A 13,671-nucleotide genomic window follows, 5' to 3' on the forward strand; every position below is an offset into this window, starting at 1 on the left:
GCTCGCCCGAATTCCGCTCGACGATGGAATACCTCGTACTCAATCCGGAGTGGGCCGTGCCGCTGGCCATCCTGCGCAAAGACGTTCTGCCGCGCGTGCTAAGAGACCGCGGCTACCTCGCGCGCCAGTGCATGCGGCTGATCGACCGCGTTGGCCGGCGTCGACTGGGACGCCGTGCGCAAGCGCCCCGGCGTCTCCCCTACCGCGTTGTGCAGGCCAGCGGCCCGGCCAACGCGCTCGGCCGCATCCGCTTCATGGCCCCAATGGACACCTGGTGTTCCTGCACGACACGTCGGCGCGCGAGCTGTTCAAGCGCCCAGCACGCGCCTACAGCGAGGGCTGCATCCGCGTCGAGCGCGCACATGAGCTGGCCGTACTGCCGCTTGACGATGCCGAACGCTGGAGGGCGCAGCGGCTCGCCGAGATCATCGATGACGGGGGCCCGCAGACGCTGCCGCTGCGCCGGCATGTACCGCTGCTGCTGTACAAAACTGGGGTCGTTCAGTGTGCAATGGCCGGGCTCGGTTCCTAGGTGGCAGGCGCAGCAGCACCCCTGTTCTGGGGCTCGATCGGCGTGTGGCTGCTGGCAGGCGGCGGCACGGCCGCAGGCGTTGGCCTGCGACTGTGATGCGCGCTGGCGGTGAGCTGGATCGACAACCTCGTGCGCCCTTGGGTCATCAGCGGGGTGTCGAAGATCCCATTCCTGCTGGTGCCGTTCGTTGTGCGGGTGATCCTCGCCATCCTGCTTGCGCAGTGGTGCAGTGGGGCGGCCGACGGCGAGGCCCTGCCGACGCGTCGGCAGGACTGACGCACGCGGTCAGCTACACTGCTTGGAGCGTACGACGACGCCGCAAATGGACATCCTTGGCATGGCATGGCATGAACCAAACACAGCGAACGTGCGGTGAACAACGATAGGAGTGGATATGCAGTTCTTGATGTTCGTGGGCGGCCTGCTCGCGTTGGTCGTAGGTGCCGGCCTGCTGGTGCGCGGCGCGTCGAAGCTGGCGTTGTCCTTTGGCATCTCGCCACTCGTCGTCGGACTGACCGTCGTCGCCTTCGGCACCAGCGCCCCGGAAGTGGCCGTGTCGGTGGGCGCCGTGCTGGATGGGCGGGTCGACATCGCGATCGGCAACGTCGTAGGCAGCAACGTCTTCAACGTCCTGTTCATTCTCGGTGTCAGCGCGCTGATCGTGCCGCTGGTCGTGAACATTCAGCTCATCCGCCAGGAGGTTCCGATCATGATCGGTGCCTCGCTGCTGCTGCTGCTGCTGTCGCTCGACGGGCGGATCGGCCTGCTGGATGCGGCGCTGCTGCTGGCGCTGCTCATCGGCTACACCGTCTTCCTGGTGGTGCAGTCGCGGCGCCAGACCCGCGCCGCGCAGGATGAATACACCGAAGCGCTCGCGCCCGCGGTGACAACCACCTGGGACCGTCCGCCGCTCGTGCAGATCGGCCTCGTGCTGGCAGGCCTCGCCGCTCTGGTGCTGGGCGCGCAATGGCTGGTCGAGGCCGCGGTGACCTTCGCCAAGGCAATGGGCGTCAGCGACCTGGTGATCGGCCTGACCATCGTCGCCGCCGGCACCTCGCTGCCCGAAGTGGCCACTTCAATTGCCGCCGCGATCAAGGGCGAGCGCGACATCGCGGTCGGCAACGTCATCGGCAGCAACACCTTCAACATCCTGGGCTGCGTGGGCCTCGCGGGGCTGGCCGCGGGCGACGCCGGACTGATCGTTCCGCCTTCGGTGCAGGCCTTCGACATCTGGGTCATGCTGGCCGTGGCGTTGGCCTGCGTGCCGGTGTTCCTGACCGGCCGCGAGATCGCGCGCTGGGAGGGCGCGGTCTTCGTGCTGTACTACGTCGGCTACGTGGCCTACCTGATCCTCGCCGCGCAGCAGCACGACGCACTGCGCACCTACACGCTGGCGATGACCGGCTTCGTGCTGCCGCTGACGGTGATCACGCTGGTGGCGGTTCTGCTGCGCCGCAGGACACCGGCGCACTGAAGCCGGAGCGGACCGCGGCGCCCCGGCCTGGAGAACCCCATGAGGAACAAGTTTCTCGGCACCGGCGAGCCCGGCTGGCACCCGCTGCGCAAGCTCGCGGTGGTCCTCGCCGGCCTGCGCTATGCGGTGTTGAACGACTTCAGCGTGCTCTACAAGGCCGTGTTGTCGCTGTTGGTGCTGGGCCTGGCGCTGTGGCTGCGCGCCTGGGTGGACGCCGCGGTCATCCTGCTGGCCACCGGCGTCGTGCTGGCGGGGGTCTCCTCGTTTTCAGTGCAATAAGTGACGGTACGAAAAGCTAGCACTGGCGCGGAGGTGGTGTTGGTAGATCGTTGATTTCATTGACTTTCCTGTTCACTTTCAAATCTGCGATTCGTGGCGTCAAACCGTGGTCGGTTTCATCCATTGGTGCCAGTTATCGATGCATTTGGCCGCGAAGGCAGGATTTGGTCAGCATAGCGGTCAACCGGGAAGCGAAACACACCCCGCAAGTTGATGCTCTCCAGCCTGGTGGGCGCAATCTTCCCGATCAGTTCCGGTGGAATGACCTGGCGGCGGTTCGACCAGCGATCCAGGACCGCCTGCATCTGTGAGGTATTCCACGCCATCACGATGTTGGCCATCAGGCTCAACGCATCGGCCACAGCCTGCATTTCATCGACACGTTTGGCCTGCGCCGGGCTGATCCGGCCGGTATAAATGGCGCGCTTGAGGGCGTTAACAGCCTCGCCCCGATTGAGCACCCGGCGCAACTCGTTCCTGAAAGCGTCCTTGACAAAGTAGTCAGCCAAAAACGCCGTACGCAGCAACCGCCCCAATTGCACGCCAGCCTCATAGATTGGATCGCCCTGGGCGGCAGAACCGAACCGCGCAAGAGCTGCCACCGCACTGGCATGTCCGCTCATGACCGAGGCTGCCAGGTGCACCAGACTATCCCAATGCTTTTCGATCAAAGCGACGTCGACATTGGCTTCGCACACCGCAGCGATTTCTGCGGGCACTTTGGTGCCGCGTGGCACAAAGAGGTGGCGCTGTTTGAGTTCCTTCAACCGCGGGCAAAGATCAAAACCAAGCAAACGGGCATGTGACATGGCAAAGTCGGTGTAGCCATGGGTATCCACAGCAAGCTGGCTGGTCTCCAGCTTTTCTTGGCGGATGACACCTTCAATGGCCACGCCCGCCTGGCGCTCATTGAGCACAAAGGGCTGCGCATGGAAGATGCCCCACCGGTCTTTTACATGGGAGTAGATTCCAATGGAAGGTGTGTTGCGCCGAGGATCAAGCCGGGCTTGCCACACCCGTTTGGTGGTCTCCATGGTCATCATGTCAGAAGATGCCAAATCGGACCGCCCCCAGGTGGCGGCAATCGGGTGTCGCTGCATGAATTCCAGCACAGCCTGGCAGGCCTGGCTCAGACGCCGTTCGTCCCGCGCCCAGCGCATGGCCTGGCGAATGCTGGTGGCAGACAATTGCGGAATCATGCGCGCGCATTCGACCGCAGTCAGACTGGTGCCGTGGGCCATGATGCCGGCATAGACCATCAGCAGCTCGTCGGTAGAGCGCGGCTCACGTCCGAGCATGATCCAGCTAAAGCGCACCTGGGCGTCAACGGCCAGAATCACTTCCGGCAATTGAACCTCACCGATGCGGTGACCCAAAGCCGCGCGCAGCTTGGTCACTTCTGGGTCTTCGTCCTCTGCGGGCAATGGCGACAAATGGAGTTCATCATCCACGCGCAGTACGCCACTGCGGGCTGCAGCGGCCACCGCATCGACACCGGCAGTTACTCTGGCCAGCAAAGGCTTCAAGAAAGTGGCAGCCTTGCTGGGTAACGATAGACGGGCATAGTGTTTCTTGGACTCTGCCTGCCAACGCTCGTCCGTGAAGAACAAGCGCGCACGACCCCGAAAGCTCAGGCTGTGCTCAATCCAGACCGAGCCATTGCGCACCGCGCGGCGCAGGGCAAACAGGGTGGCCACCTCCAACGCCTGAAACGCCCGTTCCCGGTCTGGGCTGGAGATCGAAACCTGCCAGATCATTCCCAGACTTGGTGCCACCACTTCAACTGGCAGCTTTCTGGATCCTTTGAGATATAAAGCTTGCAGCTTGGCAAGGTACTCGATGGCAGGATGCTCGCCGGTGGCCTGCCAGGGCAGCTTTGCAATGGCGACGAGCAACGACCGCACGGGGCGAATTCCATCAATCAATCCCTCGCGGACCAGGGAGGCCCTGCTCGGTGGTTTGCGTTTCTGGGTTTCGGTGATCAAGGCTTCAAGACGGGCACGCAACTCAGCATCTGGCACCGCACCTTGCGCGCTCAAGGCAACAAGTTCGCCGAGCAGCGTTTTGTACATTGCGGCCCAATTGACGGTAGCGGGGACATCGGCGGCAGCCTGACGCCACAGATCGGCGATCCGGCGCTGCACCATAAGGATCAACTGGTCTGTGGTGGTGAACAGGCAATACCGAAGAAAGCATGCGACCTCCACGGTGCGCGCTGGCTCTTTGATCTTGGCTCCGGCTGAGGGCGGCCTGGAGACAAGTCGGCGCGCGTAGCGGCGCAAGATGAGATCGGGGATGTCTGCCAGGTGCTTATGAACGTCCAGCGTGTAAAGCAGGTCGATGCGCTCCAGTACCTCGCTGATTTGGCGGGTTGAGTGTTTCGCCGGTGCAGCCCATAGCCAACTCTGCTGGGTTTGTCCATCTGGGCGCAGCTCTGAAACTGAGGCTCGCCAGCGATCAAGTGTTGCTGGATCAACGCTGGCGGCGATGGCGGTGCCTGTTTCAACTTCAAGCTGGGCAAGTGCCGCCGCAATCAGTGTCCGAATTGCCCGCTCGTGCACGATCACCAGCTTGTTCTTGTACAGCCATTGACGCGCCCGCACGAGTAGCTGATCGCGGTCGGCGCAGCGCGCCACTTCGTCGCGCAGTTCACGTACCAGTGAGCGGCGCTGGTGCTCGCTCATCCACTGGAATCCAAGGACCGTGCAGGCTACTTGTTGGTGATCGAATAGCGTGCGCCCGCGTTCATACATGGCTCTCAGCGAGGCGACTTCTGGTGCTGCAATGCCAAGCTCGTTGCCAAGGTGGCGCCACAAGGCTACTGGAATTACCCGAAAGGCACCGAGCAAACGCCCACTCATGCGCAGGAAACCAATATGGAGCGCCAGACCAAGCTTGTGGGAATCACCTCGGCGTGCATTGATTGCGTCGCGCTCGGCACCATCGAAGGTGAAAAATGCCTTCATCTCGAAGTCGCTGATATCGCGGGGGAGCCCACGCATCCCCAAAAACGTTGTGTGCCAACCCTGCATCGTGAACCTCAAAAGTGGGAGGCCACCATACCCGTTTACAAAGCGAACAGGAAAGTCAATGAAATCAACGGTCTACCCAGACCACCCCCGCGCCAGTGCTAGCTTTGCGTACCGTCACTTATTGCACTGAAAACGAGGAGACCCCAAGTCCGACAGGCTCCTAGCCCTTCCAGAACACGGGATAGAGCCGTTCGACCACCGGGCCCTTGAAATCCCAAGCCAGGCATTGTCCGAGGTGGGCGGGTGGCTGGCCGTCATCGCGGGGCGAGAAGGCGCCGGTTTGAGTCTGAAAGGCGGCAGTGGCCAGGTTGAACAACAGTTCGCGCAGGTGGGTACAGCCTTGCACGCCCCCGAGGTGGCGCTGTATGGTTTGGCGCCATCCGCGCCCGATCACTTCGCCCACCATGCGTTGCAGGGGCGCCATGGCTTGTGGACACGGGCCGTGGGGGTAGGCGTCCATCGCCACGGCGATGTCTCTAATGACCATGGCTTCATCGACACTCACACGCAGCAGCATGTGGTGGACCGGCTGGCCCGGCTCCCACTGCCCTTCACCTTTGATTTCAAAGCCGTGCGGCTTGCTGTCGTGAAGTTCGCCCTCAATGTCCCACAAGCCGTCTTCTCGGCGAAAGCCGCGGTATTCCACGCGGCGGGTATGCATGGGAGTGCGGGGCTGGGGTAACGGCAGGGGCAAGTCGTACTCTCCGAAGTAGGGCTGTGAAGGCTATATTTTCGGGCATTCGGCGACTCAAGCCTGTCAGATAAGGCTCACGCCGCGCTGCATCAGCTAAAGCCACTTCAGGAGTAGCGACAAGGCGCTCCTTGCCTCATTGGTAAAAGTGCAACCCCTCTTGATTAAGAAAGAGATCTGCGCGAGGGAGAGCCAGTGATAGCCTGCCGGCAACTTGATGGTCGTGCCGGCATCGACGATAGCATATTGGTTCTCGTCGAACAGAAAGCGACCTCCTTCCTCTGATTGGCGGCATGCGACAAGCTCGCGAGCGCCGGACAGGAGGCTATGTTCAAACAAGCTGAGTTCCTCAAGGGCTCCAGGCTCGACCAAGATGGCCGTTGTAAGCTCTGCGCGGGTGCCAAAACCCGGCTCTGCCACTTCCTTGAATAGAAAATGAGGTACACCTCCTGAGAGGGCCATTGGCAAGATCACTCTGCCTTCACCGCCGCTTTGCACAATGGGCTGATCCCATGTTTGTACCTCTCGACTTTCGGAGTGGACAAGAATATGCCTCACCCGGAACGGTCGCATCGAATTCGCTTGAGGAGCGGGGCCCTCCTCGTCCATGGCCCATCCTCGGAGGGCCTCCAACGGGACGATCTTCGGCATCTTGCGCCACTCAACTGGCTTTTCCAGTTGCTGCATAACGTCAGCCAGACGCTCTACCGACTGGTCATCCGCGAGTTCATAGGACGCACGCAGCAATTGCGCAAACCCGTCCCCGCCAAACGGTCGACCACCCCCCAACAGGGCCCAGTCTGTGCACACAAGGGTGGAGCGCAGATCAGTATTCACCAGATGATCGTCAGACAGCAGCGTGCAGAGATCCCGAGCCGGCATCCACGCATGAAACCGCGTATCAACTTCACAGGGTTCGTTCAACAGCAGACCGACGTTCCTGTTTCGCTTGCCATAAAACCGCGACCCTTGTTCTGATTGGAGGGTATCTGACACATAGGCACCACCGCCTTGAAGCCATCCGCCAAGAGATGGGCTGACGCCTCCGTGCACTCGATCGGTATTGCTGGCGGTGGCCTGATAGGAGGGCGCCAACTGAAAAAGTCCCACGTTTCCCGGTTCCGCCTTGAACTGCGCGAGGACTTCAGTTACTCCAGCACGTTGCCGCAGGTATACGGCCAGCGTGCCAATTTCCCGTTGATCGAGAAGTGGCTGCTCCACAAATAAACCGCTCGGGCTTTCGGCAGTGATGCCGATCACCGAAAAGAAGCGGCCGCTCCTGTGATGAACGGCGCCGTTGCGGAACACCCAATGACTTGAATTCTTGAGCGGAATATGTGCCAAGCTGAAATGCTCTGCACTGCTGAGATCCCCAAGGCGATCTGCCAACCAGGGCAACGGCACTTTTCTGGCCGCCCACCGCGAAGCGTTGGTTAGCTCAGTCAGGTTGCGCAATTCGGTGGAGTCGCTCGTCATGATCCGAAGCTGGAGCGGTTCTCCAGGAAAAAGTGAATGACTTTAGAGCCCAGGACATTCACCAGCTGCTGGCGATCCTGTGGGTTGTCGATCAATTTGGTCAGCACCCTGTCGGCAAAGAGGTGATGAGCCCTCTGACTTTGCTGCCCTGCTGTGCGGGCAATCAGCGCCTTTCTGATCGAAACCGGGTAGCCGGCGGCGTCGGCGAGCTCGGGAAAAATATCGAGGGCGCGCTCGATCAATGGCGAGCGGACGTAGTGTTCCAGCACGTCGGCCATTTCAAAAAAGAACGTGTGGCGCTGGCTCGATTCGGTGCGCTCAGATTGCGGTTTCCATCCACCCGCATTCTGCTGAGTGGCTCAGGCAAAACCCACAACTCAGCGACGGACGCCAACCGAATCCATAGATCATGATCAGACAGCTGAACGAGTGATGGGCGAAACCGCCCGACCAGATCCACCAAGTTTCGCCTGGCAAGGGCGGAAATGATGCAAAACTGATTCGAAAAAAACAGACGACGCAGCCACTCATTCGCTCCGCGCTGCGTTTCCCCTGTCGCGAATATGCCGTCAGCCCAGGTGCCTTTTGCTGGCTGCCCCATCTGATCGATCAACTGGACCTCGGTGAAGCAAACCCCCAATTCCGGTCGGGATTCAAGGACGTTCAGCTGCCTTGCCAGCTTCTCAGGCAACCACTCATCATCAGAGTTTTGAAACGCGACATAACGCCCTCGGGCCAGGCCGAGGCCGATATTGCGGGCATGCTCGCGCCGGTTTTCTGCAAGACGAATCAGGCGCAATCGGTCATCTCGAATGCTTTCGACAATGTTTGGCGTATCGTCCGTGGACCCGTCGTCTACGACGATGACCTCGATATCGCGAACGGTCTGTGCCAACACAGACTCTACCGCTTGACGGACATACGCCTGATGCTGGTATGACGCGATGACGATCGAAACAAGGGGAGCTGGCGTGGGCATGATGGTGGCCACTATATGATCCTTTGATCGATGAGGCACCTAAAAGGCAGCAAAAAGGCACCTAGCCGTTGCATCCCAAGTAGCGACCGGATGAGATTCTCAGACTATCTCAGTCCCCTGCAGCGCAAGAGTACCGCTGCGCCCCGGGATCTCCCCCATTTCGACGCGGTGTCGGGGCAACCTACTTTTATCGAGCCGACTGAAAAGCTCGCGTGTGGATACCAACTCATAGCCTTGGGCACGCCACCCCGCGAGCAGACGCTCAAAGACGGGAAGAAGCTTCATGCCTTCAAGTTCGGCGTGCAGGGTATACACATGACCGTGGGCGGGCGGATGGGCTGTGAGCGACAGCAGATGCTCATGCACATTGTCGGTCGTGATGCCGTCGGCGCCGATCAGCTCATCCAGCGTGGGCAGGGTCGTGGGCAGTTGCGCAACACCCAGAGGAGCGCCGCGGTCATCGACTGGCTCGAAAGGGTGGATTCCGCGGCCGTCACTGGCGTAGTCGAACCCGAGGTCTTTTTCTAGCGCGTAGGCGGCGTGGTTCATCTGCCAACCTGCCGCGCCATGTGTGCGAGGAGGCTCTCCGAAAATCTCGGTAAAGCGCTTTACCGCCAGCCTCATCTCGCGCTCAGTCCAGTCGGGGTCTTTTACCGCAACATGATCTTGCCAGCGGATATGGTCCCAGGTGTGAATGCCGACTTCAAAGCCGGCATCGCGCACTTGGCGCATCAGCCCCGCTTCACGGCGACCAATGTCAGGCCCCGGCAGCAGCGTGCCATAGAGCAAGGTGCGAATACCGTAGTGCTCTACCACCGAAGTTCGCGACACTTTGCTCAGAAAACCTGGCCGAAAGACGCGTTTGATGGCACGGCCGGTGTGATCCGGCCCGAGACTGAAAAGAAAGGTCGCCCCCGCTTCGTGTCGGCGCAATGCCTCCATGAGCGGTGGCACGCCTTCACGCGTGCCACGCCAGGTGTCGACGTCGATCTTCAGCGCCAGCAAAGGCGAGCCGGCGGCGGCCATCAGGCGGACAGGTCGCGCGAAGCCACGACCTGGTCGCGGTAGTAGTCAAAAATGCCGCGGAGCGCTTGAGGCATGGCCACTTCGGGCGCCCAGCCCAGATCAGAACGTGTGTTGTCGATCTTGGGCACGCGATTTTGCACGTCTTGATAGCCCTTGCCGTAGTAGCTGGACGACGTGGTGTCGAGCAGCTCGACCCGGCTGGCGTTTTCGCGGTATTCAGGGTACTGAGCCGCCAGCTCAAGCATCATGCTCGCGAGTTCGCGGATTGAATAATTGTTGGCCGGGTTACCGATGTTGTAGATCTGCCCGCTGGCTTTGCGACCGGGGTTTTCAATGATTTTCATGAGCGCGGCAATGCCGTCGTCCACGTAGGTGAACGCGCGCTTTTGCGCACCGCCATCAACCAGCCGGATCGGCTCGCCGCGCACGATATGCCCCAGGAACTGGGTAATGACGCGGCTAGAGCCTTCCTTGGGAGTGTCGATGCTGTCCAGGCCTCCACCAATCCAGTTGAAGGGGCGAAACAGTGTGTAGTCCAGCCCTTCTTGCTGGCCGTAACCATGGATCACGCGGTCCATCAGTTGCTTGGCGCAAGCGTAGATCCAGCGTGGCTTGTTGATGGGACCATAAACCAGCTCAGACTGCTCGGGATCAAACTCGCTGTCATGGCACATGCCATAGACCTCGGAGGTTGAAGGAAACACCAGCCGCTTTCCGTAGCGCACACACTGACGCACAATAGGCAAATTGGCCTCGAAATCAAGCTCGAATACGCGCAGCGGGTGGCTCACGTAAGTGGCGGGCGTGGCAATGGCCACGAGTGGCAGCACCACATCGCATTTCTTGACGTGATATTCGATCCACTCCTTGTTGATGGTGATGTCACCTTCGAAGAAGTGAAAGCGCGGGTGATCCGCCCATTCCTGCACACGGTCGGTATGCATGTCCATGCCAAACACTTCCCAGTCGGTCGTGTCGATGATGCGGCGTGTGAGGTGGTGTCCGATGAAGCCGTTGACACCCAGGATGAGGACTTTTTCATGAATCTTGTTTGCTATTAACTAAGGGCACCCAACGCGACGGCATCGGCACCCATTCGAGCCTTGAAATTATCAGGGGTCAATGGGGCGTGGCCGAGTGTGGCGGACAAAACTTGCAGTGCGGCACCTTCCGGGCAGGCCAGCAGCAACTGATCTCCACGGAGTTGCAACTGTACTTGCAAGGGGGCGTTTTCGATTTTTCCCAGTCGCCGGGTCTGCCACAGGCGCAGCCTGCCCTGAGGCAGGTCGGCAAAAGCGCCCGGATACGGGTGCGTGAGGGCGCGCACAAAATCATGCACGCGCTGTGCCGTCCAGTTGGTGCCGATTCGGCCGTCTTCTGGCTTGCGACCGCCGAAGTAGCTACCCTTGGCGAGATCCTGCGGCTGAGGTTTTGCGCTGCCGTCCAGCAAGGCTGGAAGGCTGCGCCAGAGGACCGTTTCGGCAGCGACTGTGACTTTGTCGAAGACCTGCTGCGCTGAGTCGTCCGGCAGGATCGGCACGGCCAGTTGATCGACGATGGCGCCTGCATCAGGCTTAACCTCCATCGTGTGCAATGTGGCGCCAGTTTCCGCTTCTCCGTGGATGATGGCCCAGTTCACGGGCACTCGTCCGCGGTAGCGCGGCAGTAGAGATCCGTGCATGTTGAACGCGCCGCGTGGTGCCACTTGCAGCAGCGGGGCACCCATCATCTGGCGGTAATAGAAGGAAAAGAGGAAGTCCGGCGCGGCGCCCTGAACCTGGGCTAAAACATCAGCCGAATTCACGTCTTCAGGGGTGATGACCTTCAGGCCGTGAGCCGCCGCCGTCTGGGCCACGCTGCCAAACCAGATGTCTTCGTTCGGGCTGTCCTGGTGGGTGACGACCAGCGGCACCTCCACACCACGCGCCAGCAACGCCAGAAGGCATCGAACGCCGACATTGTGATAGGCGAAAACGACGGCTCGACTCATGGCAGTGGCCCCTCGGCAGGCTGCTCCAGCACGGCTGCGACCAGATAGCGAGGCCGCTGGCGCACTTCCTGGTAGATGCGGCCGATATATTCACCAAGTAGGCCGATGCCAAAAAGCGCCAACCCGATCAGCAGGAAAGCAATGGCGAAAAGAGTGAATAACCCACCCTCTTCAGGCCCCAGGAACAGCCGGCGCAAACCCATGTAAACCACCAGCATGCCAGACAGTGCCGACACGATCATGCCCCCCAGCGAAAACAGCTGAAGTGGCACCAGCGAGAAGCCGGTCACGATGTCAAAGTTCAGCCGAATCAGACTGTAGATGGAGTACTTGGACTCTCCGGCGGCGCGCTCTTCGTGCCCCACCACGATCTCGGTCGGGTTCTGCGAAAACTGGTAGGCCAGGGCAGGCACGTAGGTGTTCATCTCACTGCACTGGTTGATGAGATCGATCACGCGGCGGCTGTAAGCTCGCAGCATGCAGCCTTGATCGGTCATCTTGATGCGCGTAATACGCTCGCGCAGCCGGTTCATGGCGCGGCTGGCAGCGTGGCGCCACCATATATCGTTGCGCTGCCGACGAATGGTGCCCACGTAGTCGTGGCCGGCGTCCATTTGTGCCAGGAGCGCACCAATTTCTTCGGGCGGGTTCTGCAGGTCTGCATCCAGCGTGACAATACGTTCGCCACGACAATAAGCAAAGCCAGCCAAGATGGCACGGTGCTGGCCGAAGTTTCCGTTGAACAGGATCACGCGCGTGACATCGGGGCGCGCATGAAATTGCTCGGAGAGCATCTGCGCCGAGCGGTCGCGGCTGCCGTCGTTGATGAAAAGAATTTCGTAGCGGACACCCAGCGCGTCAAGTGCCGGATAAAGCCTGGCGAACAAGGCGGCGAGAACGTCCTGTTCGTTGTATACGGGAATAATGACCGACACCTGGGGCAATGCACCGGTGGGCGTGGAGACAGATGTATCCATGGGACTGATTTTCAACTCCGTCACGGTGGGCACGCTGCCGCGCCCTCACCTCGTGCATCTCCCTGATGGAGGGGGAGCTTCTTTCTCATTTGATGATTTTTGCAACAGCACTGCATACGCGCTGGACATCGTCATCCCTCATAGAGGGAAATAACGGCAGCGTCACGGTGCGACGGCCCACGTCTTCAGCAACGGGGAAATCGCCTTCGGCAAAACCCATTTCCCTGAATAGCGTGAACAGATGCATGGCAGGGTAATGCACGCCGACACCAAAGCCTTCTGCGCGCATGGCCTCTATGAAGGCTCCGCGTGTCATGCCGCCGTGCGCCGGCAGCAGGGGCTGAAACATGTGCCAGTTGCTGCGCTCGAAATCCGGCAAGGGCAAGTCAAAGCCCAGTGAGGTATCGAAATGCTCGAAGTAGAGCTTCGCCAACTCCCTGCGCCGGGCGTTGAACTCATCCAGCCGCTTGATCTGACCCAGGCCAATGGCGGCCGCGATGTCAGTCAGGTTGCTTTTGCCGCCCAGCACATCGACATCCATGCCGCCATCTGCATGACGCGTAACGCCCTGCAGGCGCAACTTCTCGCACAGTCGCGCTTCTTCTTCATTGTTCACCACGAGGCAACCGCCCTCGCCGCTGGTCATGTTCTTGTTGGCATGGAAACTGAAGACAATCAGATCACCTGAAATTCCGATGCGCTGCCCCGCCCAGGTGGCCCCCATCGACTGAGCCGCATCTTCGATGACGCGCAGGCCGTGACGGCGCGCAATTTCATAAAGGCGATCGCGATCGACCGGCAGGCCAGCCAAGTCGACCGGGATAATGGCTCGCGTGCGCGGCGTAATAGCCGCCTCGATGAGGTCAAGATCGATGTTGCGCGTGTCCGCGCGCACATCAACGAATACCGGCTTGGCTCCCACCGTCAGCACCACATTGGCCGTAGCCACCCAGGTCAAAGGCGTGGTGATGACTTCATCGCCAGGCCCCACTCCGGCCACGCGCAACGCAATTTCCAGCGCGGCAGTAGCAGAACTCATGGTGCGCACCGGGCGCCCACCCACGTGCTCGGATAGCGCTGCCTCGAAAGCACGCGCGCGCGGGCCAGTGGTGATCCAGCCGGAGCGCAGCACCTCTGCCACGTCGGCAATGGTGGCTTCATCAATGGACGGACGTGTAAAAGGAAGGAATTCCATGAGTATCGGATTCAGTTATT

14 protein-coding genes are annotated in these 13,671 nt (G+C 60.6%); 4 read left to right on the forward strand and 10 right to left on the reverse strand.

Translation table 11 applies throughout. The features are described 5' to 3' along the window. Positions 1–127: 127 nt before the first annotated feature. The 4 genes from AAAK34_RS17070 (at position 128) to AAAK34_RS17085 (ending at position 2,285) form a co-directional block, all read left to right on the forward strand. A complete protein-coding gene (locus AAAK34_RS17070; protein WP_171019929.1) occupies positions 128–532 on the forward strand; it encodes a L,D-transpeptidase family protein in 405 nt (134 codons plus the stop codon). Between the two features lie 108 nt (positions 533–640). Beyond that, positions 641–808, forward strand: a complete 168-nt coding sequence (locus tag AAAK34_RS17075; protein WP_231698755.1) for a hypothetical protein — start codon at positions 641–643, stop codon at positions 806–808. A 118-nt stretch (positions 809–926) separates the two neighbouring features. Beyond that, positions 927–2,006: a calcium/sodium antiporter gene (locus tag AAAK34_RS17080; protein ID WP_137918470.1), complete on the forward strand. Its 1,080-nt coding sequence runs from the start codon at positions 927–929 to the stop codon at positions 2,004–2,006. A 39-nt stretch (positions 2,007–2,045) separates the two neighbouring features. Then, the gene (locus tag AAAK34_RS17085; RefSeq protein WP_231698756.1) at positions 2,046–2,285 is read left to right on the forward strand and encodes a hypothetical protein; all 240 of its coding nucleotides are present in this window, start codon (positions 2,046–2,048) and stop codon (positions 2,283–2,285) included. Between the two features lie 116 nt (positions 2,286–2,401). On the opposite strand, the gene AAAK34_RS17090 is transcribed toward AAAK34_RS17085, so the two are convergent. From AAAK34_RS17090 to AAAK34_RS17135, 10 genes are all read right to left on the reverse strand, one after another. Beyond that, positions 2,402–5,317, reverse strand: coding sequence for a Tn3-like element IS1071 family transposase (locus tag AAAK34_RS17090; RefSeq protein WP_175795906.1), 2,916 nt, complete (start codon positions 5,315–5,317; stop codon positions 2,402–2,404). A 160-nt stretch (positions 5,318–5,477) separates the two neighbouring features. After that, on the reverse strand, positions 5,478–5,978 hold the full coding sequence (locus AAAK34_RS17095; RefSeq protein ID WP_431777500.1) for a DUF2889 domain-containing protein: 501 nt from the start codon (positions 5,976–5,978) through the stop codon (positions 5,478–5,480). A 126-nt stretch (positions 5,979–6,104) separates the two neighbouring features. Next, complete coding sequence (locus AAAK34_RS17100) at positions 6,105–7,484, reverse strand: NDP-hexose 2,3-dehydratase family protein (RefSeq protein ID WP_231697869.1); 1,380 nt, start codon at positions 7,482–7,484, stop codon at positions 6,105–6,107. Further along, entirely contained in the window at positions 7,481–7,762 is a 282-nt protein-coding gene (locus tag AAAK34_RS17105; RefSeq protein ID WP_431777501.1) for a hypothetical protein, read from the reverse strand. Before AAAK34_RS17105 ends, AAAK34_RS17100 begins: the two co-directional genes overlap by 4 nt. Beyond that, the gene (locus AAAK34_RS17110; protein WP_431778035.1) at positions 7,723–8,463 is read right to left on the reverse strand and encodes a glycosyltransferase family 2 protein; all 741 of its coding nucleotides are present in this window, start codon (positions 8,461–8,463) and stop codon (positions 7,723–7,725) included. The genes AAAK34_RS17105 and AAAK34_RS17110 overlap by 40 nt, the downstream gene beginning before the upstream one ends. Positions 8,464–8,562: 99 nt before the next feature. Beyond that, on the reverse strand, positions 8,563–9,489 hold the full coding sequence (locus AAAK34_RS17115) for a polysaccharide deacetylase family protein (RefSeq protein ID WP_231697871.1): 927 nt from the start codon (positions 9,487–9,489) through the stop codon (positions 8,563–8,565). After that, positions 9,489–10,535 carry a bifunctional UDP-4-keto-pentose/UDP-xylose synthase gene (locus AAAK34_RS17120; protein WP_431778036.1) on the reverse strand — a complete coding sequence of 349 codons (1,047 nt, stop codon included), beginning with the start codon at positions 10,533–10,535 and terminating at the stop codon, positions 9,489–9,491. Before AAAK34_RS17120 ends, AAAK34_RS17115 begins: the two co-directional genes overlap by 1 nt. A gap of 11 nt (positions 10,536–10,546) precedes the next feature. After that, on the reverse strand, positions 10,547–11,479 hold the full coding sequence (locus AAAK34_RS17125; RefSeq protein WP_231697873.1) for a formyltransferase: 933 nt from the start codon (positions 11,477–11,479) through the stop codon (positions 10,547–10,549). After that, complete coding sequence (locus AAAK34_RS17130) at positions 11,476–12,456, reverse strand: glycosyltransferase (protein ID WP_231697874.1); 981 nt, start codon at positions 12,454–12,456, stop codon at positions 11,476–11,478. The genes AAAK34_RS17125 and AAAK34_RS17130 overlap by 4 nt, the downstream gene beginning before the upstream one ends. An 85-nt stretch (positions 12,457–12,541) precedes the next feature. Further along, positions 12,542–13,651 (reverse strand): DegT/DnrJ/EryC1/StrS family aminotransferase, encoded by a 1,110-nt coding sequence (locus AAAK34_RS17135; protein WP_231697875.1) that lies wholly within the window; start codon positions 13,649–13,651, stop codon positions 12,542–12,544. Positions 13,652–13,671: the final 20 nt, after the last annotated feature.

Origin of the sequence: Ottowia caeni, assembly GCF_050821495.1 — a bacterium.
Classification (GTDB): domain Bacteria; phylum Pseudomonadota; class Gammaproteobacteria; order Burkholderiales; family Burkholderiaceae_C; genus Ottowia; species Ottowia caeni.

Bases quoted from the DNA above. Each gene is read 5' to 3' on its own strand.
- AAAK34_RS17080 (WP_137918470.1), top strand. From the start codon at position 927: ATGCAGTTCTTGATGTTCGTGGGCGGCCTGCTCGCGTTGGTCGTAGGT.
- AAAK34_RS17090 (WP_175795906.1), bottom strand. From the start codon at position 5,317: ATGCAGGGTTGGCACACAACGTTTTTGGGGATGCGTGGGCTCCCCCGC.
- AAAK34_RS17110 (WP_431778035.1), bottom strand. From the start codon at position 8,463: ATGCCCACGCCAGCTCCCCTTGTTTCGATCGTCATCGCGTCATACCAG.
- AAAK34_RS17135 (WP_231697875.1), bottom strand. From the start codon at position 13,651: ATGGAATTCCTTCCTTTTACACGTCCGTCCATTGATGAAGCCACCATT.
- AAAK34_RS17125 (WP_231697873.1), bottom strand. From the start codon at position 11,479: ATGAGTCGAGCCGTCGTTTTCGCCTATCACAATGTCGGCGTTCGATGC.
- AAAK34_RS17085 (WP_231698756.1), top strand. From the start codon at position 2,046: ATGAGGAACAAGTTTCTCGGCACCGGCGAGCCCGGCTGGCACCCGCTG.
- AAAK34_RS17095 (WP_431777500.1), bottom strand. From the start codon at position 5,978: ATGCATACCCGCCGCGTGGAATACCGCGGCTTTCGCCGAGAAGACGGC.
- AAAK34_RS17130 (WP_231697874.1), bottom strand. From the start codon at position 12,456: ATGGATACATCTGTCTCCACGCCCACCGGTGCATTGCCCCAGGTGTCG.
- AAAK34_RS17100 (WP_231697869.1), bottom strand. From the start codon at position 7,484: ATGACGAGCGACTCCACCGAATTGCGCAACCTGACTGAGCTAACCAAC.
- AAAK34_RS17105 (WP_431777501.1), bottom strand. From the start codon at position 7,762: ATGGCCGACGTGCTGGAACACTACGTCCGCTCGCCATTGATCGAGCGC.
- AAAK34_RS17115 (WP_231697871.1), bottom strand. From the start codon at position 9,489: ATGGCCGCCGCCGGCTCGCCTTTGCTGGCGCTGAAGATCGACGTCGAC.